The 23,019-nt window shown below is 69.9% G+C and carries 22 protein-coding genes; 11 read left to right on the top strand and 11 right to left on the bottom strand.

Annotated elements, in window-relative coordinates; genetic code table 11:
* Positions 1–89: 89 nt before the first annotated feature.
* From ABZ780_RS27275 to murJ, 4 genes are all read right to left on the bottom strand, one after another.
* Complete coding sequence (locus ABZ780_RS27275; protein WP_357003153.1) at positions 90–1,064, bottom strand: hypothetical protein; 975 nt, start codon at positions 1,062–1,064, stop codon at positions 90–92.
* Complete coding sequence (gene sigM / locus ABZ780_RS27270) at positions 1,061–1,783, bottom strand: RNA polymerase sigma factor SigM (RefSeq protein ID WP_357487902.1); 723 nt, start codon at positions 1,781–1,783, stop codon at positions 1,061–1,063. Before sigM ends, ABZ780_RS27275 begins: the two co-directional genes overlap by 4 nt.
* A gap of 43 nt (positions 1,784–1,826) precedes the next feature.
* Positions 1,827–3,434 (bottom strand): protein kinase family protein, encoded by a 1,608-nt coding sequence (locus tag ABZ780_RS27265; RefSeq protein WP_357003149.1) that lies wholly within the window; start codon positions 3,432–3,434, stop codon positions 1,827–1,829.
* A gap of 423 nt (positions 3,435–3,857) precedes the next feature.
* On the bottom strand, positions 3,858–5,615 hold the full coding sequence (gene murJ / locus ABZ780_RS27260; protein WP_357487918.1) for a murein biosynthesis integral membrane protein MurJ: 1,758 nt from the start codon (positions 5,613–5,615) through the stop codon (positions 3,858–3,860).
* A gap of 127 nt (positions 5,616–5,742) precedes the next feature.
* On the opposite strand from murJ, the gene ABZ780_RS27255 reads away from it, so the two are divergent.
* A complete protein-coding gene (locus ABZ780_RS27255; RefSeq protein WP_357003147.1) occupies positions 5,743–7,203 on the top strand; it encodes a CCA tRNA nucleotidyltransferase in 1,461 nt (486 codons plus the stop codon).
* Positions 7,204–7,285: 82 nt separating this feature from the next.
* Here the strand turns inward: ABZ780_RS27255 and ABZ780_RS27250 are convergent, their stop codons facing one another.
* A complete protein-coding gene (locus ABZ780_RS27250) occupies positions 7,286–8,821 on the bottom strand; it encodes an SPFH domain-containing protein (protein ID WP_357003145.1) in 1,536 nt (511 codons plus the stop codon).
* Between the two features lie 25 nt (positions 8,822–8,846).
* Entirely contained in the window at positions 8,847–9,368 is a 522-nt protein-coding gene (locus tag ABZ780_RS27245; RefSeq protein ID WP_357004786.1) for a hypothetical protein, read from the bottom strand.
* Positions 9,369–9,548: 180 nt separating this feature from the next.
* Here ABZ780_RS27245 and ABZ780_RS27240 point away from each other — a divergent pair, with 180 nt between their 5' ends.
* From ABZ780_RS27240 to ABZ780_RS27225, 4 genes are read left to right on the top strand one after another with little or no spacing between them, the layout of a single operon-like run.
* Complete coding sequence (locus ABZ780_RS27240) at positions 9,549–9,881, top strand: hypothetical protein (protein ID WP_357487901.1); 333 nt, start codon at positions 9,549–9,551, stop codon at positions 9,879–9,881.
* A 40-nt stretch (positions 9,882–9,921) separates the two neighbouring features.
* Positions 9,922–10,407, top strand: coding sequence for a methylated-DNA--[protein]-cysteine S-methyltransferase (locus ABZ780_RS27235; RefSeq protein WP_357487900.1), 486 nt, complete (start codon positions 9,922–9,924; stop codon positions 10,405–10,407).
* Positions 10,408–10,438: 31 nt separating this feature from the next.
* A complete protein-coding gene (locus ABZ780_RS27230) occupies positions 10,439–10,645 on the top strand; it encodes a ribbon-helix-helix protein, CopG family (protein ID WP_357003139.1) in 207 nt (68 codons plus the stop codon).
* Positions 10,642–11,028, top strand: coding sequence for a hypothetical protein (locus tag ABZ780_RS27225; protein WP_357487899.1), 387 nt, complete (start codon positions 10,642–10,644; stop codon positions 11,026–11,028). Before ABZ780_RS27230 ends, ABZ780_RS27225 begins: the two co-directional genes overlap by 4 nt.
* Positions 11,029–11,088: 60 nt before the next feature.
* Here ABZ780_RS27225 and ABZ780_RS27220 read toward each other — a convergent pair whose 3' ends face one another.
* Positions 11,089–12,168, bottom strand: coding sequence for an inositol-3-phosphate synthase (locus ABZ780_RS27220; RefSeq protein WP_357003137.1), 1,080 nt, complete (start codon positions 12,166–12,168; stop codon positions 11,089–11,091).
* Between the two features lie 23 nt (positions 12,169–12,191).
* Entirely contained in the window at positions 12,192–12,830 is a 639-nt protein-coding gene (locus ABZ780_RS27215; protein WP_357003135.1) for a PadR family transcriptional regulator, read from the bottom strand.
* Between the two features lie 173 nt (positions 12,831–13,003).
* Between ABZ780_RS27215 and ABZ780_RS27210 the strand changes: the two genes are divergently transcribed.
* Positions 13,004–13,453, top strand: coding sequence for a DUF5318 domain-containing protein (locus ABZ780_RS27210; RefSeq protein WP_357003133.1), 450 nt, complete (start codon positions 13,004–13,006; stop codon positions 13,451–13,453).
* A 310-nt stretch (positions 13,454–13,763) separates the two neighbouring features.
* On the opposite strand, the gene ABZ780_RS27205 is transcribed toward ABZ780_RS27210, so the two are convergent.
* Positions 13,764–14,048 carry a hypothetical protein gene (locus tag ABZ780_RS27205; RefSeq protein WP_357487898.1) on the bottom strand — a complete coding sequence of 95 codons (285 nt, stop codon included), beginning with the start codon at positions 14,046–14,048 and terminating at the stop codon, positions 13,764–13,766.
* A gap of 205 nt (positions 14,049–14,253) precedes the next feature.
* Here ABZ780_RS27205 and ABZ780_RS27200 point away from each other — a divergent pair, with 205 nt between their 5' ends.
* Positions 14,254–16,524: a transglycosylase domain-containing protein gene (locus tag ABZ780_RS27200; protein ID WP_357487897.1), complete on the top strand. Its 2,271-nt coding sequence runs from the start codon at positions 14,254–14,256 to the stop codon at positions 16,522–16,524.
* A 125-nt stretch (positions 16,525–16,649) separates the two neighbouring features.
* On the top strand, positions 16,650–18,170 hold the full coding sequence (locus ABZ780_RS27195) for a glycosyltransferase 87 family protein (RefSeq protein WP_357003127.1): 1,521 nt from the start codon (positions 16,650–16,652) through the stop codon (positions 18,168–18,170).
* 22 nt (positions 18,171–18,192) lie between these two features.
* Here ABZ780_RS27195 and ABZ780_RS27190 read toward each other — a convergent pair whose 3' ends face one another.
* Entirely contained in the window at positions 18,193–20,388 is a 2,196-nt protein-coding gene (locus ABZ780_RS27190) for a hypothetical protein (RefSeq protein ID WP_357487896.1), read from the bottom strand.
* The gene (locus ABZ780_RS27185) at positions 20,385–21,176 is read right to left on the bottom strand and encodes a deoxyribonuclease IV (protein WP_357003122.1); all 792 of its coding nucleotides are present in this window, start codon (positions 21,174–21,176) and stop codon (positions 20,385–20,387) included. Before ABZ780_RS27185 ends, ABZ780_RS27190 begins: the two co-directional genes overlap by 4 nt.
* Positions 21,177–21,814: 638 nt before the next feature.
* Between ABZ780_RS27185 and rpsF the strand changes: the two genes are divergently transcribed.
* From rpsF to rpsR, 3 genes are all read left to right on the top strand, one after another.
* On the top strand, positions 21,815–22,105 hold the full coding sequence (rpsF, locus tag ABZ780_RS27180; RefSeq protein ID WP_036391391.1) for a 30S ribosomal protein S6: 291 nt from the start codon (positions 21,815–21,817) through the stop codon (positions 22,103–22,105).
* Positions 22,106–22,187: 82 nt separating this feature from the next.
* Complete coding sequence (locus ABZ780_RS27175) at positions 22,188–22,733, top strand: single-stranded DNA-binding protein (protein ID WP_357003120.1); 546 nt, start codon at positions 22,188–22,190, stop codon at positions 22,731–22,733.
* On the top strand, positions 22,733–23,014 hold the full coding sequence (gene rpsR / locus ABZ780_RS27170; protein ID WP_051723758.1) for a 30S ribosomal protein S18: 282 nt from the start codon (positions 22,733–22,735) through the stop codon (positions 23,012–23,014). The genes ABZ780_RS27175 and rpsR overlap by 1 nt, the downstream gene beginning before the upstream one ends.
* Positions 23,015–23,019 lie beyond the last annotated feature (5 nt).

Here is a 23,019-nt window from a genome sequence, read left to right as displayed (position 1 = left end):
AGAACGTCATCGTACGAAGCGAGGATTCCCGAGCCGGGCATCCGGTGGGTCAGGTCACGTGGACGGTTATCGCACCGATGACTGCGGATTCACCCTACCCGCGCCGAATACCGGCTGTCCGAGCCGGACCCGGGGACGCCGCACTCCGGGCCGCTCACCCAGGCCCAGCGGGCACCGGTCGCGTCGGTGAATCGCAGGATCAGCGCCTGCTCGCCCTGGAACCGCGCGTAGTCGAGGACTTCGACCACCAGCGGAGCGGATCCGTGCTCGGCCGCCACATCCGCCAGGCAGGTCGTCAGGGCGGCCTCGTCGGTGAGCCGGGCCAGTTGGTCCGACCCGGCTGACGCGGGCCGGCGGCCCCCCTCGGCGTCCACCCCGGGCTGCTCGCCCGGACCGCCGGTGGGCTCCTTGAGGGGCTGGCTCGTCGTGGAACTGCCGGTGGCCTGACCGAGGGTCTGCGGGGTGTAGTCGGTGCCGCTGTGCAGCGCCGGCCCGGTGGTGCGTGCCGCTGCGTCCTCGGGCGCGCTGGCCGGGCGGTCCATGGCGCTGGTGCCAGCGGTGTCCGCGGCGTTCCTCGCCAGTTGGGTGAGACCCAGGCCGACTGCGACGACGGCGACCGCCGCGACGGCCACCGGTGCGGCACCCCGGGCCCAACGGCGCTGTCGGCGCTGTCGACGCCCCGGCCCGGTGGATATGCCACGCCCCGACTCGGCGGGTCGGCGACCGCCGCCGCCCTGCGTCGGCAGGATCACCGGCGTCGCGGAGTCGGCGGACGGCTCTCCGGCGGCTGCGTCGTCGGTCGGCAGGGGATCCGCCGCGGCCAGCGCGGCGGTGAGTCGATCGGCAACGTCGGGCGGCAGCTCCGGGGCTGGCTCGGCCCACCGGGCCAGGTCCGCGTGGACCTGCGTGACCGCGGGGGCCAGCAGCGCGTACGCCTGCGCCCAGGCCGGGTCGGCGTCCACCAGTCGGGCGATCTCCGCCTCCTGCGGCGTGCCGTCCAACGCCCCGCCGAGGTAGTCGGCGAGCAGGTCGGTGTCGACCTCTCTGAACTCCTCGGTCGTCACGTGTCCTCCTGGTTGGCGTCCCGCCGGTACCGGCCCGACCCCGATCCGACGCCCTCGGCCGTGCGCGGGTTCCCCGCCGTGACGCCGGGCACGTCCGCCTTCGTGCCGGGCGGCTCCGGGTCGGCAGAATCCGGACGGGTCGCGGACACCGTCGGACGGAGATGTCCGAGCAGCACCGCCAACCGGGCCCGGCCCCGGGCGCACCGGCTCTTGACCGTCCCCTCGGCGACACCGAGGATGCGGGCTACCTCGGCGACCGGGTAGCCCTGCACGTCCACCAGCACCAGGGCGGCCCGCTGCTCGATGGGCAGCGCGGCGAGCGCGGCACGGACGACCAGGGCGGTGTCGTGGTCGTGCGCTGGGGCGGCCGGCTCGACGCCGCCGGTGCCCGACCCGTCCGCGGACCGGTTGCCGTCGGGCAGTGGCACGGTGGGGTGCGCCTGCCGGCGGCGGATCCGGTCCAGGCACGCGTTCACGACGATCCGGTGCAGCCAGGTCGTGACGGCGGAGTCGCCTCGGAACCGGCCGGCCGCCCGGTGGGCCGACAGCAGGGCGTCCTGAAGGGCGTCGGCGGCTTCCTCGCGGTCGCCGAGCGTCCGCAGAGCCACCGCCCAGAGCCGGTCGCGGTGTCGGTGGAACAGTTCGGCGAAGGCGTCCCGGTCACCGGAGACGTGGGCGCGCAGCAGCTCAAGGTCCGTTGCCGCGTCGAGCCCGTCCATTACCGCGTCCGGCGGATGCGATGGGACGGGGGAGGTGCCAGGATCACGACCCCTGGACCGTGATCTCCTGCACCCCCAGCTTGAACCCGCCCTCAGACGGAGGCAGCTCGGTGATCCAGAACAGCAGGTACTGGTATTTCGTGTCGGCGTCGAAGCCGTTGAACGTCATCGTGGTGCCGTCGTGGTCCTCGAACGGCTGGCCGATCGGGGTCTTGTAGCTCGCGACCAGCTGTTTGTCACCGCTGGAGCTGGACGGCGGGTTGGTCGTGCCGGCGATGAGCTGGGCGGACGCGCCGGTGGCCGACAGCACCGCCTGGACCGACTTGACGGTGTGCGGCTCGCCAAGGTCGATCCAGACGCCCATGCCCTTCTTCAGGTTGCCGAAGTTGGGCCGGTCGCGGTACGTCTCGGTCTCCCAGCCCTTGTCCTCGTCACCGTCGATGACCTTGTCGGCGCCGTCGAGCTCGCTGCGGTTCTTGCTGTCCGGGTCGATGATCCGGACGCTCTTCACGGTCAACTTGCGTGTCGTGGCGGCGGCAGGGGTGGCGTCACCGGCCGGCGCGCTGGCGGTGGGCGCGGCCCCGGCCGTGTCCTGCGGATCCTCGTCGTTGCCGCCGAGCGCGCTGATGCCGATGAGCAGACCCACCAGGGCGACCGCCAGCAGGCCCGCGATGCCGATGGCGACCTTGCGACCACCGGCCGCGGCCAGTGGGGACGGCTCTTCCCCGGTGTCGGCGGTGAACCGCAGCGGCCCGCTGGTGTCGAGGTAGTGCTCATCCTCGGCCGGCACGTCCAGCCGAGCCAGCTCGGCGGCGAGCACGTCGGACGAGGGCGGGGCGATCTCGGCGTCGAGCAGGTCCATGGTCAGGTCGTCCAGGTACGCGGGCACCCCGGCACGGACCTGGCGGGGGGCAGCGATCGTGCCGGCGGCGTCCCGGACCGCGTCGGAGATGGCGGCCCGGCCGTGGCCGGCGGTGGCGCCGCGCAACGGTGCCTCGGTGTGCGGCCAGTGACCGGTCAGCGCGAAGTAGAGGACACCGCCGACCGCCCGGATGTCGTTCTCTTTGCTGTCGTCACCGTCGGTGCGCGCGTCGGCCAGGACCACCCGGCCCTCGTCACTGATCATGACGGTGCCGGGGTGCACGTTTCCGTGCACCATCCCGGTGGCGTGCACCGCGGCGAGCGCGCTGGCGACGGCGTTGCCGATCGCGGTGGCGCGGGCCGGATCCAGCGGGCCATCGGCCGCGAGGTCACGCAGCGACTGGCCGTCGACCCACTCACGGACCACGTACGCCCGCTCGGCCTCGTCGATGGCGTCGTAGACCCCGACCAGGTTGGGGTGGATGACCCGGCTGGCCGCGACGGCGGCCTGGAGCATCTCGGTGGCGGAATCGCCACCCGGGTAGCGGAGCACCACCGCGACGGGGCGGCGCAGGATGACGTCGACCCCGCGCCAGACCAGCCGACCCGCGCTGTCGTTGTTGATGTGCTCGACCAGTTCGTACCGCTCGGCGAGGATTTCACCGGCCGTGGGAGCACCGAAGGTCATGACCGGCGGAGCGCTCTCGTCCGCCTCCTGACCTTCGCCGACCTGGGTCACCCGTCCTCCCTCGGTGATCGTGTCGATCGATGGACCCGCACTGCTGGGCATGTGGCTTCCCGCTCTGCCGTCGAAGGAACCGGCTGACCGGTGCCGACGCCTGCCGTACCCGTCGAGAGCGACCTTACCCGGGTTGCCCGTCTCTCCGACATGTCATCTTCCCGCCGTACCCGGCGGAAAGCCGGGAGCCGGAGAAGTAGTCCGGTTACGACCGTTGTCAGCCACGTTGCTGGCACATGTACTAACCAATCTACGGCTTCACCGCAAGTGATCGACGTCGGGGCCAGGTCCGATTGGCGCTTTCCGCCCGGGCGAACGTGTTCCCCCCGATCGGACGATCACGCTCAGCCGTACGGCTGGTTATCCACAGGCTGATGCGGTGGTTGACGAGCGAATCGCGGAGTTATCCACAGATGCATCCCCAGCCTGGTGATCCGCGGTCACGGTCCGTGCGGGTATGCCTGGTGCTCACGCTCAGCGGCCGAGCTTGCGCCGAACCATGCCGACCACCTCGGTGATCTCTCCGATCCGCAGCAACATGGCAAGCCCGAGGTAGGTCCCGCCGATCACCGCGCCACCGACCACGAGCTGCACCACGGCCTGCACCCAGCTCGGCGTGTCGCCTCCGGGCAGCAGGTTCACCACCAGCAGTCCGACCAACGCGGCACCGAGCGCGGCGACCGCTACTCGGCCGAGGGTGCGCAGGATGGCACCCATCCCGATCCGGCCGACCCGGGGCCGCAGCAACCAGGCGGAGGCGAACGCGGCAGCCAGGTAGGAGACGGCGTTGCCGATCATCATTCCGGCCGCAGCGAAGTGGGCGGCGAACGCGACGTAGAGCACCACCTGCACGCCGATCCGCAGTGCCACCACCGGAATGTTGATCAGCGCCGGGGTGCGGGTGTCCGGCAGGGCGTAGAACGCGAAGGTGAAGAGCTGGCTGATCGCGAACGGCACAAGCGCCAGCGCCGCCAGCAACAGCACCAGCGAGGTGTCCGAGGCGTTCTCGTCGGTGAACGCGCCGTAGCGGAACAGCGCCACTGCCAACGGGGTGGCCAGCACCGCGTAGCAGACCGCGATCGGGGCGAGCACCGCCGAGACGGTCCGGGTGCCCCGGGAAAGGTCGGCGGCGACGTCCGCGTACCGGCCGTCGGCGGCGGCGGCGCTCATCCGGGGCATCAGCGCCGTGATGATCGAGACGGCGATGATGCCGTGCGCCATCATCAGCAGCAGGAACACGTTGTTGTAGATCAGTGGGCCGGCGGCATTCTCCTTGCCGGCCCGGTTCAGCAGGTTGAACAGCACGATGAGGCCGACCTGGCTGACCGCGACGTAGCAGAACATCCAGCCGCCGAGGCGGCCCAGCTCGCGCAGGCCGAGGGTGCGGAAGTCGAACCGTAGCTTCCAGCGGAAACCGACCTTGCGCAGCGCCGGCAGCAGCCCGGCGGCCTGAATCGCCACGCCGAGCAGGGTGCCGCCACCGATCAGGAGGATGCGCCCGGTGGTCATGTCCTCCGGCTTGACGATCTTCGCGCCGAAGATCGCGATGTACAGGCCCGCCGTGGCGATCACCACGATGTTGTTGAGGATCGGTGCCCACATCGGCGCGGCGAAGTGCCCCCGGGTGTTGAGCACCGCGCTGATCAGCGCACTGAGGCCGGTGAAGAAGATCATCGGCAGCATCAGGTACGACAAAGCCTTGACCAGGCTCCGGAAGTCCTCCCCGGTGTTGTCACCAGCGTAGAGCTTGGTCAGCAGGCCCGCGGAGAGCACCGCGAGCAGCGCCGCCCCGGCGAGGGTCAGCACCGCGAGGGTCAACAGCCGCTGGGCGTACGCCTGACCGCCGTCGCTGTCGACCTTTCGACGGCGGACCAGGACCGGGATCAGAACACTGGTGAGGATGCCGCCGAGCAGGAACTCGTACACCATGCCGGGCAGGATCTGCGCGGTCGTGTACGCGTCACCGACCAGCGCGCCACCCAGCGCGGCGGTCAGCGCCAACGTGCGCAGGAAGCCCGTACCCCGGCTGACCAGGCTGCCGATGGCCATCACCGCGCTGTTGGTCGCGGCGCTCGCCTCGGCCACCTGCTCCTGCGGCGGGGCGGTCGACTCCACCGCAGGCTGGTTCAGCGGCTCGGCGGAGATGAAGGTGGCGCCGTCTCCCGGGCGCCCGCCGGCTCCGGGCCCGCCGTCGCGCGCGGCGTTCGCGCTGCGGTAGAGCCCGCCGCTCATCTCCAGCCTCCCAGGGGGTACGTCGAGCCGGGCACCGACCCGCACTCCACAGACCTTAGTCAACCCCTACCCATTAGCTGCGCCCGGCGGATCGGATCACACCCCGGCCCGATAGGCTGGCGATCCCATGTCCGAAGCTTCTGCTCCTCACGCCGCCGACCGCCGCGAACTCACCGCCGCGCAGCGCAACGCCGTCGCCGAACTACTCCGGGTCTCCCCGGTCGCCGACGAGTTGGGCCGCCGGTTCGTCCGCGCCGGTCACGAGTTGCACCTGGTGGGCGGTTCGGTGCGGGACGCGCTGCTCGGCCGGCTCGGCGACGATCTGGACTTCTGCACGGACGCGCACCCAGACGAGACGCTGCGGATCATCAAAGGCTGGGCCGAGTCGATCTGGGAGACCGGCCGCGAATTCGGCACCATCGGCGCCCAGCGCGACGGCCTCCGGTTGGAGATCACCACCTTCCGCGCCGAGTCGTACGACCAGGTCAGCCGCAACCCGGTCGTGGCCTACGGCACCAGCCTCGACGAGGACCTGAAGCGGCGCGACTTCACCATCAACGCGATGGCGGTCAGCCTGCCGGAGCACCGGTTCACCGACCCGCACGGTGGGCTGGGCGACCTCTCGGCCAAGGTGATCCGTACCCCCAGCACCCCGCGTGAGTCGTTCGGCGACGATCCGCTGCGGATGCTGCGGGCCGCGCGGTTCGCCGCCCAACTGCGCTTCGCCGTGCACCCGGACGTGCACGCGGCGATGAGCGAGATGGCCGCCGACCTGGACCGGATCACCGCCGAGCGGATTCGCGACGAGTTCACCAAGCTGCTCTGCGGCGCCGACCCGATTACCGGGCTGCGGCTGCTGGTCGACACCGGGCTGGCCGAGCGGTTCCTGCCGGAGCTGACCGGTCTGAAGCTGGAGATCGACGAGCACGCCCAGCACAAGGACGTCTACGAGCACACGCTGACGGTCGTCGAGAACGCGATCTCCTTCGAGGAGGAGGGCTGCGACTTCGTTCTGCGGATGGCCGCCCTCATGCACGACGTCGGCAAGCCGGCGACCAAGGCCGCCGCCCCCGACGGTCGGGTCAGCTTCCACCACCACGAGGTGGTCGGTGCCCGGCTGACCAAGGCCCGGATGAAGGCGCTGCGCTACCCGAAGGAGGTCACCGCGAAGGTGACCGCGCTGGTCGCGCTGCACCTGCGGTTCTACGGGTACGGGCGGGGCGAGTGGACCGACTCCGCGGTGCGCCGCTACGTCGCCGACGCCGGTGACCTGCTGCCCCGGCTGCACAAGCTGACCCGCTCGGACTGCACCACCCGCAACCGCCGTAAGGCCGCCCAGCTCGCCGCCGACTACGACGCGCTGGAGGACCGGATCGGCCGGATCGCGGCCGAGGAGGACCTGGCCCGGGTTCGCCCCGACCTCGACGGCAACGCGATCATGGAACTGCTCGGCGTACCGCCGGGGCCGGTGGTGGGGCGGGCCTGGAAGCACCTCAAGGAACAGCGCCTGGAGCACGGCCCACTGGACCGCGACGCAGCCGAGGCGGAGTTGCTGCGCTGGGCCCGCGCCGAAGGCCTGATCAACTAGCCGTCGCCTCCGCAACGAACACTCCCGGTACGCAGGCGGGCGCCACCCCCGAACCGGGAGCGGCGCCCGTCGGCGTACGTCGTCAGCGGGTTTCGACTGCCGTTCCGTCCACGGCTGCGGTGCCCTTGCCGGCCGAGGTGCCGTTGGCGACAGCGCTGGACGCCGAGCCGAGCCGCGCCAGCAGGCCGGGCAGGTCGATGCCGGTCAGGTCGCTGCCGAGCTGAAGACCCTGCGCCACGTTGCCGGCCACCGACTTCGTCAGTGACGACGCGCCGTCGGTGGAGATGACGGTCATCTTGTCGATCGCCCCGATCGGGGCGCTGGCCGCCTCGACCACCTGCGGCAGCACCTTGACCAGCAGGTCCAGCACCGCGGCCTCGCCGTACGCGGCGAACGCCTCAGCCTTGCGCGCCATCGCGTCGGCCTCGGCCTGCCCTCGGGCCAGGATGGCGGCAGCCTCGGCCGTGCCCTCCCGCTCGACCGCCTCAGCGATCGCCGAGCGCCGTCGCTGCTCGGCCTCACCCTCCTTGGCGCCCTCGATCGCGTTCGCCTCGGCCAGCGCGGCCCGGCGGGCCCGCTCGCCCTCACCGGTGAGCCGGGCCTGCTCGGCGGAGGCCTGCGCGGCGGCGATGACCGCCTGCCGCTGCGCGTCCGCACTCAGCACCGCCGCGTTGCGGGCCGCCTCGGCCTCCTGCTCCACCTTGTACCGGGCGGCGTCGGCCGGCTTGCGGACCTCGGTGTCCAGTTGGCGCTGCTTGAGCTCGGCGTTGCGCTCGGCCACCTTCTGCTGCTCGGACAGGATCGCCTGGTCCCGTTCCGCCTGGGCGAGCGGCCCGGCCGCGGCCGACTTGGCCTTCGCCGCGTCGATCTCCGCCTGGATGCCGGCCTGCTTCAGAGCCAGGTTCCGGTTCGCCTCGGCGATGGCCTCCTCGGCGAGCAGTCGCTCCTGCTCTGCCTGCTGCCGGGCCCGCGCCTCGGCGATCGCCGCGTCCTTGAGCACCCGGGCGGCCTCGGGCCGCCCCAGGTCCTGCAGATACGAACCCTCGGCGAGGATGTCCTGAAGCTGGAAGGTGTCCAGCACCAGGCCCTGGTTGGTCATCGAGTGCTCGGCCTCCTCGGCCACCGCGTTGGCGAACGCCGCCCGGTCCCGGATCACCTCCTCGACGGTGAGTCGGCCGACGATCGACCGCAGCGCGCCGGCCAGCACCTCCCGGGTGAAGTTGTCGATCTCGTCCTGCTGGTGCAGGAACCGCTGGGCGGCCGCCCGGATCGCGTCCTCGGTCCCGCCGACCTTGACGATCGCCACGCCGTGCAGGTCGGCGCGGATGCCCTGCTTGCTCACCGCGCCCCGAATGCCGACGTCGATCCGCCGGCTGGACAGGTCGAGCGACTGGAGCTTCTGCACCACCGGCAGCACGAACACCGAGGCGCCCAGCACGACCTTCTGCCCGGAGTTGTCGGTGGACCGACCACCGTCGGCGGTGTGCGTGGTGCGGCCCTTACGGCCGGTGACGATGAACGCTTCGTTCGGCCCGGCCACCTTGATCCGGGAGAGGACGAAGAACACCAGGACGAGCACGAGGAGGACCGCGCCGCCGATGGCGATTAACAGGGGCATGAGGAGTCCTGTCTTCGAGGAGGAGTCAGTAGGTTTCGACGTGCACGCTGGTCTCGCTGAGCGCCTGCACGACGAAGACCTGAGCGCCGATCGGGATCGGCTGGTCGGCGCGGGCGTTGAGCTTGACCGGCTGGCCGGCGACGCGTACCCGGACCTCGCCGTAACCGTCGACCGGCACCGGGGTCACCACCAGACCGAGCGCGCCGACCAGGTCGTTCCGGGTGGGGGTGGGGTCGGTGCGCATGTTCCGCGCCGCCCGGCTCAGCCGGGCCGCCAACCACGCGGTGGGCACGGCGGCGACCAGGCCGGCGGCTGCCGCGCCCGCGATCATTCCCGGTGTACGCGCACCGAGCAGTTCGTTGACGATGGCCCCGCCGAACCCGAATGCGCCGGCGAAGCCCGCCACCGCCTCGGTCGAGGCCGGCCCGTCCACGTCGGCGTGCCCGAAGTGCAGCAGCTCGGTGCCGAGCAGGGCGAGTGCCAGCACTCCGACACCCGCCGCGCCGATGAGCAGAAAGATGAGCGTCCCCGTGGCCACGACCTGCACAGTATCGACGTCCTGCAACGTTCGAAGGCCCGGTGCGACGCGAAGATGATCTGCCGACGCGGGCCGCTGGTGTAGATCGAAAAGCGGGGCAGCGCCGACGGACACCAGCGAGTTATCTTCTGCGCCGCCGACCGATCGCTCAGGTCAGCCCGTAACGAAAGGGCACGTGCCGTAACCGTGGTGATCGTCATCTACATCGTCTACATCGTTGGCATGGCGCTGACCGCCGCCGTGCTCCTGGGCGCCGCGGTCACCTCCTTCGCCACCACCTCGCGGGTCGACCGGGTGCTCTGCGGCATCGGTGGCGTGCTCGCCGGCTACTACGTCTATTACCTGCTTCGCTCCGGGAGCGGGTACGTCACGTTCTTCTACGCGGCGGTGCTGCTGCCGTTCTTCGCCGGCCGCAAGCTCTACCTGGGGTTCCGCGATCGTGATCGCGCCCGCGCCGAGCGGGATGCCGCTGCCACGGCGATCCAGGCAGCCGAGGAGTGGCGCTCGGCCCGACGCTGGTAGCTGTGCCGGCGAGGAAGCCCGCGACAGGGACAATGGGTGGATGCGCTGGACCGTGCTCGACTCACCGATCGGCGAGTTCTCCGTGGCCACCGACGGCACGAGCGTGTGCGGCACGCACTTCGGTCGGGTGGATGCCGTGGCCGGCGAGCCCGCCGACCCGTTGTCCCAACAGGCCGTCGCCGAGCTGCGGGCGTACTTCGCCGGTGAGCTGACCGCCTTCACCGTCCCGGTGTCGGTTCCGCGCGGCTCGGAGTTCGAGCGGGCGGTGTGGCGGGAGATGACCCGTATTCCGTACGGCGAGACCTTGACGTACGGCGAGGTGGCGCGCCTGGTCGGTGACCCCGGGGCGGCACGGGCGGTTGGTGTGGCCTGCAACCGCAACCCGGTCCCGGTGATCGTGCCGTGTCACCGGATCGTCGGCGCGGGCGGCAAGCTGGTCGGTTTCGGTGGCGGTCTGCCCCGCAAGGTCAAGCTGCTGGAGCTGGAGGCCGGGGTCGCGCTGCGACACGCCTGGTCCGCTGGTTGACGCTCACCGAGCAGGGTTATACAACTTTGGTATGGCATTTACGCTGACCCTCAAGCCCGAAGTCGAACAGCGCCTCAAGGAGCTTGCCGAGGCCGAGCAGCGTTCGATGCACAAGACCGTGGAAGTGGCGATTCAGGCATACCTGGACCGCCACGATCGCGACGAATGGACCCGCCAGGCAGCTCGGAAGGTGTTCGCCGAGGACGCCAAGTTCTTCGAGATGCTGGGCGAGCGGTGACCCAGGCTTGGCCAGATGCGGAGGATCTACTGACCCTTCTCGCGGAGTGGACCGGGCCAGAGAGCCGCGTACGCGATGCGGGGATCCTCGTCGCGGCGGCGGCGCGCCCCCATGCACGGCTGGTGGGGCGGGCCGTCTATCCGACGGTCCTCGACAAGTCCGCAGCGCTTCTGCATGGCCTGATGATGTGGCGACCACTCGATGTCTGGAACGCCGGACTTGGTTGGGCAGCGATGACGGTCTTCCTGGGGCGGGCCGGCTTTGTCCTCAACATGCCGGCGAAGGAGCGGATGGCATTGACCGACGCGCTGGTCAGTGGCGAGGTCGACTCCATCGACGAGTTGGCGCTGCGGCTGTCGCCGTACCTGGAGATGTCGAGCTGAACGTGGCGAGGGCCGGGTCCGTGCGGACCCGGCCCTCGGCCGTGCTTGCTGATCAGCGGGTCAGCGCTCGACCTCGCCGGCGATGAACTCCTCGACAGCCTGGTGGGCGTCGTGGTCGGCGTACTGCACCGGCGGGGACTTCATGAAGTACGACGAGGCCGACAGGATCGGGCCGGCGATCTTCCGGTCCAGGGCGATCTTCGCGGCCCGGACGGCGTCGATGATGACGCCGGCCGAGTTCGGCGAGTCCCACACCTCGAGCTTGAGCTCGGCGTTCAGCGGGGTGTCACCGAAGGAGCGACCCTCCAGGCGGATGTACGCCCACTTGCGGTCGTCCAGCCACGGCACGTGGTCCGACGGGCCGATGTGCACGTCGCTCTTGCTCATCTCGTGCGGGATCTGCGAGGTGACCGACTGGGTCTTCGAGATCTTCTTCGAGACCAGCCGCTTGCGCTCCAGCATGTTCATGAAGTCCATGTTGCCGCCGAAGTTGAGCTGGTACGTGCGCAGCAGCTCGACGCCGCGGTCCTCGAAGAGCTTCGCCAGGGCGCGGTGCACGATGGTGGCGCCGACCTGGCTCTTGATGTCGTCACCGACGATCGGCAGGCCAGCGTCGGTGAACTTCTGCGCCCACGCCGGGTCCGAGGCGATGAAGACGGGCAGGGCGTTGACGAACGCGCAGCCAGCGTCGATCGCCGCCTGGGCGTAGAACTTGGCGGCCTGCTCGGAACCGACGGGCAGGTAGCAGACGAGGACGTCGACCTGAGCGTCGCGCAGCGCCTGAGTCACGTCGACGGCGGTGGCGTCGGACTCCTCGACGATCTCGCGGTAGTACTGGCCCAGACCGTCGAAGGTCGGACCGCGCTGCACGGACACGCCGGTCGGCGGTACGTCGCAGAGCTTGATGGTGTTGTTCTCGCTGGCGACGATCGCCTCCGCGAGGTCCATGCCCACCTTCTTGGCGTCGACGTCGAACGCCGCGACAAACTCAACGTCAGAGACGTGGTAGTCGCCGAAGGTGACGTGCATGAGACCCGGGACGCGGTCGTTCGGGTCGGCGTTCCGGTAGTACTCGACGCCCTGAACCAGGGACGAGGCGCAGTTACCCACACCGACGATGGCGACGCGGACGGAGCCCATAGCGTCTGCCTCCTTCTTCTCTGTCACGGCCGCTCTTTCCTGGTCTCTCCAGGTGGAGGCGGGCTGTTGTCTTCTCGTCGGCCACCGGCCGTCCCGGTTCGCGGGACTGTCGGGGCTCGGCCGGAGCGCTCGTTGGCGATGAGCTCCTCCAGCCAGCGGACCTCACGCTCACAGGCGTCAAGGCCGTGGCGCTGCAGTTCCAGGGTGTAAGCGTCGAGGCGCTCGGCCGCCCGGCCCAGCACGTCGCGAAGCCCTTCGCGACGTTCCTCGATCTTGCGGCGGCGACCCTCCAGAATGCGTAGTCGGGTCGCCTGGTCGGTCCGGGCGAAGAACGCGAAGTGCACTCCGAAACCCGTGTCGTCGTACGTCTCGGGCCCTGCCTGTGCGATCAGCTGGGCGAAACGTTCCTTGCCCTCCGCGGTGATTTTGTAGACCACCCGACCACGTCGGCTGGTCAGCGCGGGAACCTCCTCGGCGGTGACGGGTGTCTCAGCGGCTTCGGTGATCCATCCCGCCGCCTGCAACCTGCGTAGCGTGGGGTAGAGCGAGCCGTAGCTGATCGCCGCTCGGATCGCACCGAGTTTGGCCGCCAGTTCCTTGCGCAGCTCATAGCCGTGCATCGGAGACTCCTGCAGGAGGCCGAGGATGGCGAGGTCGAGCACGGGCCATCCTCTCTTACCCCCGGCGCGGAGCGGTAACCGCCGCGATGTATCGGACCGATACATCGCACGTTAGCGGTTCGTCGAAGCCAGGGCAAACCCTCGTTCCGGGATCCCGTCGTCACGGATCGTGACCGTGGTCGCCTGGTCGAGCCGGACCGCGTACCCTTCTCCGCATGCGTACGCAGCGCCAGGTCGTCGACTACTCGCTTCAGAAGCGAGCAGTGCTGCGTGAGCTTCTGGCTGGCCGGGTCGGCACGTACGACGTCTGCGACGCATCGCCGTACCTGAAGAACGCTGCACGGTTCCACGGCGAGCCGACGGAGCGGCGCTGCCCGATCTGTCGCAGCGAGAATCTGACCCTCGTCCACTACATTTACGGGGACGAACTCAAGCAGTCCGCCGGGCAGGCACGGACACTTGTCGAGTTGCCCGTGCTGGCGATGACGCTGCGTGAGTTTCAGGTCTTCGTGGTGGAGGTGTGCCTCGGCTGTGACTGGAACCATCTCGTCGAGCAGTACCTGCTCGGCCGGGATGGTCTCACTGGCGACGGCGACAGCGCTGACGAGCAGGACGTGGCGGCCACCGAGGGCGTGGGTCGGCGGAGGCGAGAGGCGCAACGGTGATCTCAGCTGGTTGGACCGGCCCCGGGGCCGTAGACGTGACCCGGGACGGCCGACCGCTCGTTGGTCCGATTGGCCCGATTGATACTGCAATGACCCCGGTGAATCGGCACCCTCGTGCCGGCGTCCCGGGTGAAGCAACTCACGGCAACCCGGTGGCGGCGCAGTCGCGCTCCACCGCGACCGGCAGGGTGTGAGGAATGAACTCGTACGGCGATCCCAGTTCTGCGCGCGGGCGGGCCCAGTACCCGGGCCCGGACGGTGACCCCGGACCGGGCACGGACGACGCGTACCACCGATCCCGCGGTGACTCTCACGCAGGCGGCTGGTCCGCCTCGGAGCCAGCGGCGCCGCCCGGCCGGGCCTCGGTGACACCCCGGCCTGCCGGTGGTCGCGCCTCGGTGGGTGGTTCGGCCTCGGTGCCGCCGCGCGGCGGCGCCGCCGGGTCCGCCTCGGTGGGTTCGGCCACGCCGGGTCGGGCCGGCCGGGCCTCGGTGCCGGTGTCGCCGGCACCGGGCGTGGCCGCCGGACGTGCCGGCGCGGGCCGGGCCTCGGTGCCCGTGTCGCCGGCGCCGGGCGCTCCCGCGGGCCGGGCCACGGTCGGCAGCGCTGCCGTCGGTGGCAGGGCCAGCGTCGGCTCGGCGTCGGTCGGTGGCCGTGCTGCGGTCGCCCGAGCGAGCGTCTCCCCGGTCTCCGGTGGCCCGGGTGGCCCGGGTGGCCCAGGCGGGCCGAACGGTCCGGGTCGGGGCGGTCGTGGTGCGGGTGATCCGCGCGGGGCGGCACGGGCCAAGAAGCGCAAGCGGATGAACCTGCTGATCGCCGGGTTCGCGGTCTTCATCATGCTCGCCGGTATCGGCGTCGTCGGGTTCACCTACTACTCGACAAACGTGGTGCTGCCGGATGAGATCACCCCGCCGCAGGCGACCACCCTGTACGCCTTCGACAACAAGACGATCATCGCCAAGGTGGGCGATCAGAACCGAACCCTGGTGACCATCGACCAGATCCCGCAGTACGTGCAGGACGCGGTGGCCGCAGCCGAGGATCGGAACTTCTACCGACACTCCGGCGTGGATTACAAGGGTATTGCCCGTGCCGGGTGGAACAACCTCTCCGGCGGCGACAAGCAGGGTGCCTCCACCATCACCCAGCAGTACGCGCGCAACGCCTACGACAACCTGAAGGACGACACCTACGCCCGGAAGGTGAAGGAGGCGATCCTCGCCTCCAAGCTCAACGACGAGTACACGAAGCCGCAGATCATGCAGCACTACCTCAACGTGATCTACTTCGGCCGAGGCGCCTACGGCATCGAGGCGGCGGCGCAGACCTACTTCGGCAAGTCGGTGAAGAACCTCAAGCCGGATGAGGGCGCGGTGCTCGCGGCCCTGATCAAGCAACCGGAGCCCAGCGCCACCCACCAGGGGTACGACCCGGCTGTCAACCCGACCGCCGCCCAGGATCGCTGGAACTACGTGATCGACGGCATGGTCAAGGAGGGTTGGCTGGGTGTGGCCGGCAAGCCCGAGCGGCCTGCCGAGTACCCGAAGACCATCAAGGCCCCGAAGAAGGGCGGCATCGGCGTCGACTTCGGCGTCGACACGCCGTACGGCAACGTGATCAACTACGTCCGGCAGGAGATGCGGGACAGGGGCCTCTGCGTCGAGAAGGACGCGGAGGTGACCGACACCAAGCCGCGGTGCTCGCAGGCGCTGATGGCCGGCGGTTATCGCATCCGCACCACCGTCGACACCAAGATCCAGGCGGCGGCGGTCGAGACGGCCCAGCGCAAGTCCAAGGGCTCCGAACTGGCTGGCCAGCCGAGCAACCTCATGGCCGCAGTGGTGGCGATCGACCCCACCACCGGTCGGGTGCTCGCGTACTACGGCGGTGACAACGGCACCGGCACCGACTACGCCGGCAAGAACACCGACTCCAGCGGGGCGATCAGCGGCGGGCACTCACCCGGCTCAAGCTTCAAGATCTACACCCTGGCGGCTGCGCTCAAGGAAAAGAAGTCGCTCGAGTCTCGTTGGAAGGGCAAGGCCTTCACGCCGGAGGGCACCAAGTTCAAGGTCAGCAACGCTGGCGTCGACAACCCCTCCTGCGGGAACTCCTGCACACTCAAGGTGTCCACGCTCAAGTCCCTCAACGTGCCGTTCTACTACGTCACGGAGGAAATCGGCGCGGACAAGGTTGTCGACATGGCCAAGCAGGCCGGCGTCACCACCATGTGGAGGACCGACACCAACCCGGCCAAGGCCTACGACCTGACCAAGACCGACCCGAAGGACATCACGCCGGAGCCGTTCTTCAACGTGGTCGGCTACGGCCAGTACCCGATCACGGTGCTGGACCACGCCAACGGGGTCGCCACCTTCGCCAACGGGGGCGTCTACAACAAGGCCCACTTCCTGTACTCGGTGGAGAAGCAGAACCCGAACACCGGTAAGTGGGACAAGGTCTACAGCGAGAAGCTCGACTCGAAGCGGAGAATCGACAAGGGCGTGGTGGACGACGTCACGTCGGTGCTGAAGGACTACCCGGCCGCGGTCAACCACCGACTCGACGACGGTCGCAAGGCAGCCTCCAAGACCGGCACCTGGGAGCTCAAGGGCGACAGCAGTGACAACGGCGACGCCTGGATGATCGGCTACACCCCGCAGTTGGCCACCGCGGTGTGGGTGGGCAACGTGAAGGACCGGAAGCCACTCCTCCTCAAGGACAAGCGCAAGGTCAGCGGCGCCAACCTCCCTGGCGATATCTGGGAACGGTTCATGAACGAGGCGCTGAAGGGCAAGCCGAAGGTCGACTTCCCGCCAGCGGCGAACGTCGGCGACGCAGACTCCGGAAACGGTGAGGCGCCACCGCCGCCGCCCACGCCCGATCTGCCGGGCCTGCCGGGTGGCCCGGGTGGCCAGCCCTGCGACCCGCTGACCAACCCGTTCTGCCCGCGTAACGACGGCAACGCCGGCGGTAACACTCCGGGCGGGCCCGGTCGACCCGGCAACGGAGGCAATGGAGGCAACGGCGGCGGGCTGTTACCCAGCCTGCCTCCGTCCAATCGGGACTGACCAGCACAGCTCCACCACGCCGCCGCCGGCCGGACGATCTGTCCGGCCGGCGGCGGCGTATCCGTACCCGGATCTCCGCGTCGGGGCGGGACGCGCACCCCCGTCGTACGGCAGGATGCCTTCTCATGAGCACCCAGTCGACGCCCGGCATCGACGACGCCGGAACCACCGACCACCCGTCCCGCTCCGACGGGTTCGTCCGCGGCATCTCCGGCGCTATCGGCGGGCCGCTGGGCGACCACGCGACGGCGCTGGACCGGCCGGCCGGCAGCGAGCGCCGGTTCTGGACCGCCGCCCGGATCGTCCTGGCGCTGACCTGTCTCGCGCTCGCCCTGCACTGGGTGCAGAAATCGCCGTGCCAGGACGGCGCCTGGCAGAACAACGTCCAGTACAACCGGTTCTGCTACACCGACGTGCTCGCCCTCTACTACGCCGAAGGGCTCAACGAGGGCAAGGTGCCCTACCGTGACCACCCCGTCGAGTACCCGGTGTTGACCGGCTACTTCATGGGGGCCCTCGGCCTGCCGGTGCACGCCATCGGCGACGGTGACCCGAGCATCAACCAGGCCCAGTGGTTCTACAACCTCAACGCGCTCGTGCTGGGCGCGCTCGCGGTGGCCACCGTGGCGGTGATCCTGGCGTTGCGGCGCCGACGACCCTGGGACGCCGCGATGTTCGCGCTCGCCCCGGCGCTGCTGCTCACCGCCACCGTCAACTGGGACCTGCTCGCCATCGGCCTGGCCGCGTTCGGCCTGCTGGCCTGGGCTCGGCGACAACCGGCGGTGGCCGGCGTGCTGCTCGGCCTGGCCGGTGCGGCGAAGCTCTGGCCGCTGTTCCTGCTGGGGCCGATCCTCGTTCTGGCGCTGCGGGCCGGCCGGCTCCGTGCTGCCCTCACCGCCATCGGTACGGCGGTCGTCGCCGTGGTGCTGGTGAACCTGCAGCCCGCGCGGGCGTACCCGGAGAACTGGGGCCGGTTCTTCGAACTCAACACCACCCGGCCGATCGACTGGGGCACACTCTGGTACATCGGGCGTTATCTCGACGGCAAGATCGGCACCAACTCGGGCCGGCAGGGCCCGTTCGAGTGGCTGAACGCCAACATCCCCACCCTCAACATCGTCTCGTACGCCCTGTTCGGGCTGGCCTGCCTCGGCGTGGCAGTGCTGGCGCTGCGGGCACCGCGCCGGCCACGGCTCGCCCAGCTCGCCTTCCTGGTGGTCGCCGCGTTCCTTATCTTCAGCAAGGTCTGGTCCCAGCAGTTCGTGCTCTGGATGCTGCCGCTGGTGGTGCTGGCCCGACCGAAGTGGGGTGCCTTCCTGGCCTGGCAGCTCGCCGAGGTCTGCTACTTCGTCGCCTTCTACGGTGAGCTGCTCGGCGCGGCGACCAGCCGTCCGGTCTTCCCCGAAGGCGTGTTCGTGCTGGCCTCGACGCTGCGACTGGCCACCGTGGTGGTGCTCTGCGTGCTGGTCATCCGGGAGATCCTGCATCCCGAGCAGGACGCGGTACGGGCCACCTACGCCGACGACCCGGACGGCGGCGTGCTGGACGGCGCGCCCGACGTCGGTTGGATCGACCGCTTCCGCATACGCCCCGAAAGACCGTCGACGCTCGATCCGGAGATCCCAGCCGGTACCGCAGCTCGTTAGCGGCTGGACGGCACGACCGCCGTCACAACCGGTAGACCACCGCGCCGTCGATCTCCTGACGGGTGATGTCGAGCGACTCGACCGGTGCGTCGATGGTGATCTCCCACGGCGTACCGGTCACCTGCCCACGCAGCAGCACCACCGTGCGGACGCCCAGCAGGCGCAGGTAGTCGACGCTGGTCTGGTTCGGGAAGGACTGGCTCACGCGGCGGACGTCGTCGAGCTGGCGGGGCGTGAAGCCGCTGCCACCGTTCACCACGTCGGGGAACCCGCTGGTCGACCAGAGCATCACGTGCTGGTCCAGGCTCTGGTTACTCGGCAGCACCAGCAGCGGCCCCTCGGCCGTGCGCAGCGCCGCCGGCTGGGTCGGCACCACCGGATGCGGAGTGCTGTTCAGACCCTCGACGGTGACCAGCAGCAGCGGCAACAGGGTGGCCAGCCGTAGCCACGGCCCCGGCCACGACGGGATCCGCTGCGCGGCCAACTCGCGGACCCGGTCGGTGAGGGCGGTGACCGCGCCCGCCGCGAGCAGCGCGAGCAGCAACGTGGTCCAGAGCATCAACCGGCCCGGGGTACGCAGGGCGTTCCAACCCGGCGCGTGTTCGAACAGCAACCCGTAGGTGAAACTGCCGCCGAAAAACCTGGTGCCCATCGCGAAGACCATCGTCACCAGCACCCCGGTGAGCAGCAGCAACCGGTGCCGCAGCCGCCAGACCGAGAAGAACAGGCCGCCAGCGGCCAGCGCGTACAGCACGAAGCCCGGCAGCAGCGTCATCTCCGCGTGCCACGGCAGAGCCGCGCGGGCACCCTTGTGCAGGCCACCCCAGACCCACGACTCGGCGGGCGCGGTCACGAAGCCCGACGCCGGCGGCGAGTACGAGCGGATGTCATCGATCGAACGCTCGGCGTACGGGTGCAGCTCGGTCACCATGAAGTACGGGTACGCCATCAGCAGACCCACGCCGGCGAAGAACGCGCCGCCGACCAGATCGGCGACGAACAGCCGGCGACCGAACGGCAGGGCCTGACCGGCCCGGAACCGCCGCACGACGAACAGGACGGCCGTGACCACCACCGCGCCGGCCAGGAAGTACGCGAACGGCAGGCCGATACCGAAGCCGAGGCTGATCTGCCAGGCCGCAACCAGCCAGCCGGCGTAGACCCAGCCATCGTGCCGTCGCTCGGGCCGGTAGCCGTACCGCAGCGACCAGCCGTGCCCGCGCGCCAGCATCGCCAGGGCCAGCGGGATACCGCCGTTGGACAGCACGTGCAGGTGCCCGGCCTGGGCCAGCAACCACGGCGCGTAGGCGTAGGCGACCCCCGCGACGGCCGCGCCGATCCGGCCCGAGCCCAACTGCCGGGCCAGCGCGTACGCCCCGAACGTGGCGAGCGCGTGCGCCAACACGAACATGATGTTGTAGCGCAGCACCGCGTCCTCGGGGCCGCTGCCGAGCATCCCGGCCGGGGCGTAACCGAGCAGCGTGTCGGAGAACGCGAAGCTCCACAGCTCGTCGAAGAAGGTGTTGGACTGCCACAGGCGCGCCGGATCGGTCAGCAGGATGTGCCCGGACCAGGCCATCTGCCAGGCTTGCAGGCTCGGGTCCCAGTAGTCCTGCGGAAGCGTGTAGCGCGGGTAGCGCAGCGTCGGCCAGGTCATCAGCGCGGCCAGCCCCAGCACGGCCAGGCTGGCCAGGGTCCACTCGTGGACCAGGAACCGGCCGACCGACCGGCCGACCGCGCGGGCCGCCCGGCTGAACCGGTTGGGCACCGGCTCCGGCGCGGAGGCGAAGGCGTCCCACCGCTCGGCTTCCACCGGCTTCGCCTCGCCGTCGGCCTTGTCCTGACCGCCGGCGTCGCCCGCCTTCTCGCCCGCGTCCTTGTCGCTGACGTCCTTGTCGCTCACGTCCTTCTCGGCCGTGCTCTCGCCGGAGGCCGCGCCGCTCTTGGGCGTGTCGTCTTTCCCGGCGTCGTTCTTCGCGGCGTCGTTCTTCGCCGCGTGGTCCTTGGTCGTGCCGCTCTCGGCGGTGCTGCTCTTGGTCGGGCTGCTCTTGGTCGTGGTGCTCTTGGCTGTGCCGTTCGTGGTCGTGTTGCTCTTGGGCGTGCCGCTCTTGGTCGTTTCGTCCTTGGGCGTGCGGTCCTTCGCGGCGTCGTTCTTCGCCGGACCGTCCGTGGCGGCGCTGTCCGTGGCGTTCTCGGTCTCGTGCTGTCCGGTCGTCATGCTGGCGAGCGCTCCGCTCCGACCTGCTGGCGGAGGAAGTCGATATCGGCGGCCTGACCGGCCACTCCGCCCGGGGTCTCGACGACCACCGGTGCCCCGGCGGCGCGGATCACCGCCACGACCAACTCCGGGTCGATCGTCCCGCCGTTCAGGTTGTCGTGCCTGTCCTGGCCGGAGTTGAACGCGCCCTTGGAGTTGTTGGCGTGCACCAGATCGATCCGTCCGGTGATCGCCTTGACCCGGTCGACCAGCCCGAGCAACTCCTCGCCACCGGCGTACGCGTGGCAGGTGTCCAGGCAGAAGCCGACCTCGTGGTCGCCGATGGCGTCCCAGAGTCGGGCGAGCGCGTCCAGCCGGCGGGCGCACGCGTTGTCACCGCCGGCAGTGTTCTCGATCAGGACCGGCACACCGAAGCCGCCGGAGTCTGCCGCGTACGCGAATGTCTTGCGCCAGTTGTCGAAGCCGACCGCCAGGTCGTCCCCGGCGTTGACGTGCCCGCCGTGGACGATCAGGCCCTTGGCGCCGATCGCGGCGGCCGCGGTCGCGTGCCCGAGCAGCAGCTTGCGACTGGGGATCCGGATGCGGTTGTTGAGGGTTGCCACGTTGATGACGTACGGCGCGTGCACATAGAGGTCGACCTCGGCCGCGCGTAGCCGCTCAGCGTCCTCCCGCGGCGTGGGTGCCTTCCACCCCTGCGGGTCGGAGAGGAAGAACTGCACGGTGTCGGCGGACCGCGCGGATGCCTCCGCCAGCGGGTCGGTCGAATCGACGTGGGCTCCGATACGCATGGGAGCGAGCCTACGTCGCGCCCCCGACGGGCGCGGTGACGGCCGGTGCGGTGTCGTCGCCCGTCGCGTTACCGCTCGGACCGGCGGTCGTTGATGGAGTGAAACCGGCGATCAGCGTCGATGCCGCTGGTGGCGTGAGCGCCACGCATGGCCAGTGGCGGTCGCCGGATCGTCAGCGAGGTCACCCCCGTCTCGCGGCCCGGCGGGGCGGGGGCGACCCCTTCGAAACACCAGACGTACGCCGATGAAGATTCTCGGAAAAATGTGCTATTTCCCCCGACAAGGGACGAGAGCCGTTGTATCGTCAGGTAACAACACGATAAAGCTCCGCGGGGCGTCTTCGGTCCAACCTCATCGGTGTGGTCGTTCCTCCCCAGGTCCCACCCAAGGAATGCGGACGGGACGCTCCGCGGCCTCGTTGACGGGGGCTCGCCACCGACCAGTGATGGTCGGCCGGCGGCCCCCGTCAGCGCGTTCCGGGTGCTGGCCCGACCGCCCCTGACTTGATCGTCCGGACCGGGTATCCTGGTCAGGTTGTCCGCGTCCGGCCGGGATCCCCCGGCACGTGCGGGCGGCGACACAAGACCTCCTGCCACGGAAGGACCGTGGCCGCTTAGCCCACAGGAGGTGAGCACGTCTTGCGTCACTACGAACTAATGGTCATCCTCGACTCCAGCCTCGAGGAGCGCACCGTCGCACCGTCGCTCGACACGTACCTGAACGTGATTCGGACCGCGGGTGGCTCGGTTGAGAAGACCGACGTGTGGGGCCGCAGGCGCCTCGCGTACGAGATCAACAAAAAGGCCGAGGGCATCTACGCCGTCATCGACCTGCAGGCCACGCCTGCTGCGGTGGCCGAGCTGGACCGTCAGCTCCGGCTCAACGAGTCCGTGCTGCGCACCAAGGTCATCCGACCGGAAATGCGCTAAGCCTTCAAACCCCCCGGTTCGTCCGGATCAGCCTCCGCGACTCTGTCGGAGGGCTCTGCGAGCCTGTATGACGAGACGCTGAGTGCGCGAGGAGATGGTCATGGCAGGAGACACCACCATCACGGTCATCGGCAATCTGACCGATGACCCCGAGTTGCGGTTCACCCCTTCCGGTGCGGCGGTCGCCAAGTTCCGGGTCGCTTCGACGCCCCGATTCATGGACAAGACCACCAATGAGTGGAAGGACGGCGAGCCGCTCTTCCTGGCCTGCACCGTGTGGCGCCAGGCGGCGGAGCACGTCGCCGAGTCGCTGCAGCGGGGCGCCCGCGTGATCGTCTCGGGCCGGCTGCGTCAGCGGTCGTACGAGACCCGCGAGGGCGAGAAGCGCACCGTCATCGAGCTTGAGGTCGACGAGATCGGCCCGTCCCTGCGCTACGCCACGGCGAAGGTGCAGAAGATGTCCCGCTCCGGCGGCGGTGGCGGCGGCTTCGGTGGCGGTGGCGGTCAAGGCGGCGGTGGCGGTCAGGGTGGCGGCGGAGGCAACTTCGACGACCCCTGGGCTTCGGCTGCACCATCTCCCGCGCGTGCCGGTTCGGGCGCCAATTTTGACGAGGAGCCACCGTTCTAATGGCGCCTAGCGCTCGCGATCGCAAACCAGGAGCACGTGCAACGGCCAAGGCTGCGGCACTGCGCAAGCCGAAGAAGAAGGTGAACCCGCTCGACAAGGACGGGATCGCCTACATCGATTACAAGGACACCGCGCTGCTGCGCAAGTTCATCTCCGATCGCGGCAAGATCCGCGCTCGTCGGGTGACCGGCGTGACCTCGCAGCAGCAGCGTCAGATCGCCCGTGCGGTCAAGAACGCCCGTGAAATGGCGCTCCTGCCCTACACGGCCACCACCCGCTGAGAGGA

The organism is Micromonospora sp. NPDC047467, assembly GCF_040643095.1.
Lineage (GTDB): Bacteria > Actinomycetota > Actinomycetes > Mycobacteriales > Micromonosporaceae > Micromonospora.
This window is presented reverse-complemented; position numbering and strand designations above follow the sequence as displayed.

Bases quoted from the DNA above. Each gene is read 5' to 3' on its own strand.
- sigM (WP_357487902.1), bottom strand. From the start codon at position 1,783: ATGGACGGGCTCGACGCGGCAACGGACCTTGAGCTGCTGCGCGCCCAC.
- ABZ780_RS27265 (WP_357003149.1), bottom strand. From the start codon at position 3,434: ATGCCCAGCAGTGCGGGTCCATCGATCGACACGATCACCGAGGGAGGA.
- murJ (WP_357487918.1), bottom strand. From the start codon at position 5,615: ATGAGCGGCGGGCTCTACCGCAGCGCGAACGCCGCGCGCGACGGCGGG.
- ABZ780_RS27255 (WP_357003147.1), top strand. From the start codon at position 5,743: ATGTCCGAAGCTTCTGCTCCTCACGCCGCCGACCGCCGCGAACTCACC.
- ABZ780_RS27250 (WP_357003145.1), bottom strand. From the start codon at position 8,821: ATGCCCCTGTTAATCGCCATCGGCGGCGCGGTCCTCCTCGTGCTCGTC.
- ABZ780_RS27235 (WP_357487900.1), top strand. From the start codon at position 9,922: ATGCGCTGGACCGTGCTCGACTCACCGATCGGCGAGTTCTCCGTGGCC.
- ABZ780_RS27230 (WP_357003139.1), top strand. From the start codon at position 10,439: ATGGCATTTACGCTGACCCTCAAGCCCGAAGTCGAACAGCGCCTCAAG.
- ABZ780_RS27220 (WP_357003137.1), bottom strand. From the start codon at position 12,168: ATGGGCTCCGTCCGCGTCGCCATCGTCGGTGTGGGTAACTGCGCCTCG.
- ABZ780_RS27210 (WP_357003133.1), top strand. From the start codon at position 13,004: ATGCGTACGCAGCGCCAGGTCGTCGACTACTCGCTTCAGAAGCGAGCA.
- ABZ780_RS27200 (WP_357487897.1), top strand. From the start codon at position 14,254: ATGAACCTGCTGATCGCCGGGTTCGCGGTCTTCATCATGCTCGCCGGT.
- ABZ780_RS27195 (WP_357003127.1), top strand. From the start codon at position 16,650: ATGAGCACCCAGTCGACGCCCGGCATCGACGACGCCGGAACCACCGAC.
- ABZ780_RS27190 (WP_357487896.1), bottom strand. From the start codon at position 20,388: ATGACGACCGGACAGCACGAGACCGAGAACGCCACGGACAGCGCCGCC.
- ABZ780_RS27185 (WP_357003122.1), bottom strand. From the start codon at position 21,176: ATGCGTATCGGAGCCCACGTCGATTCGACCGACCCGCTGGCGGAGGCA.
- rpsR (WP_051723758.1), top strand. From the start codon at position 22,733: ATGGCGCCTAGCGCTCGCGATCGCAAACCAGGAGCACGTGCAACGGCC.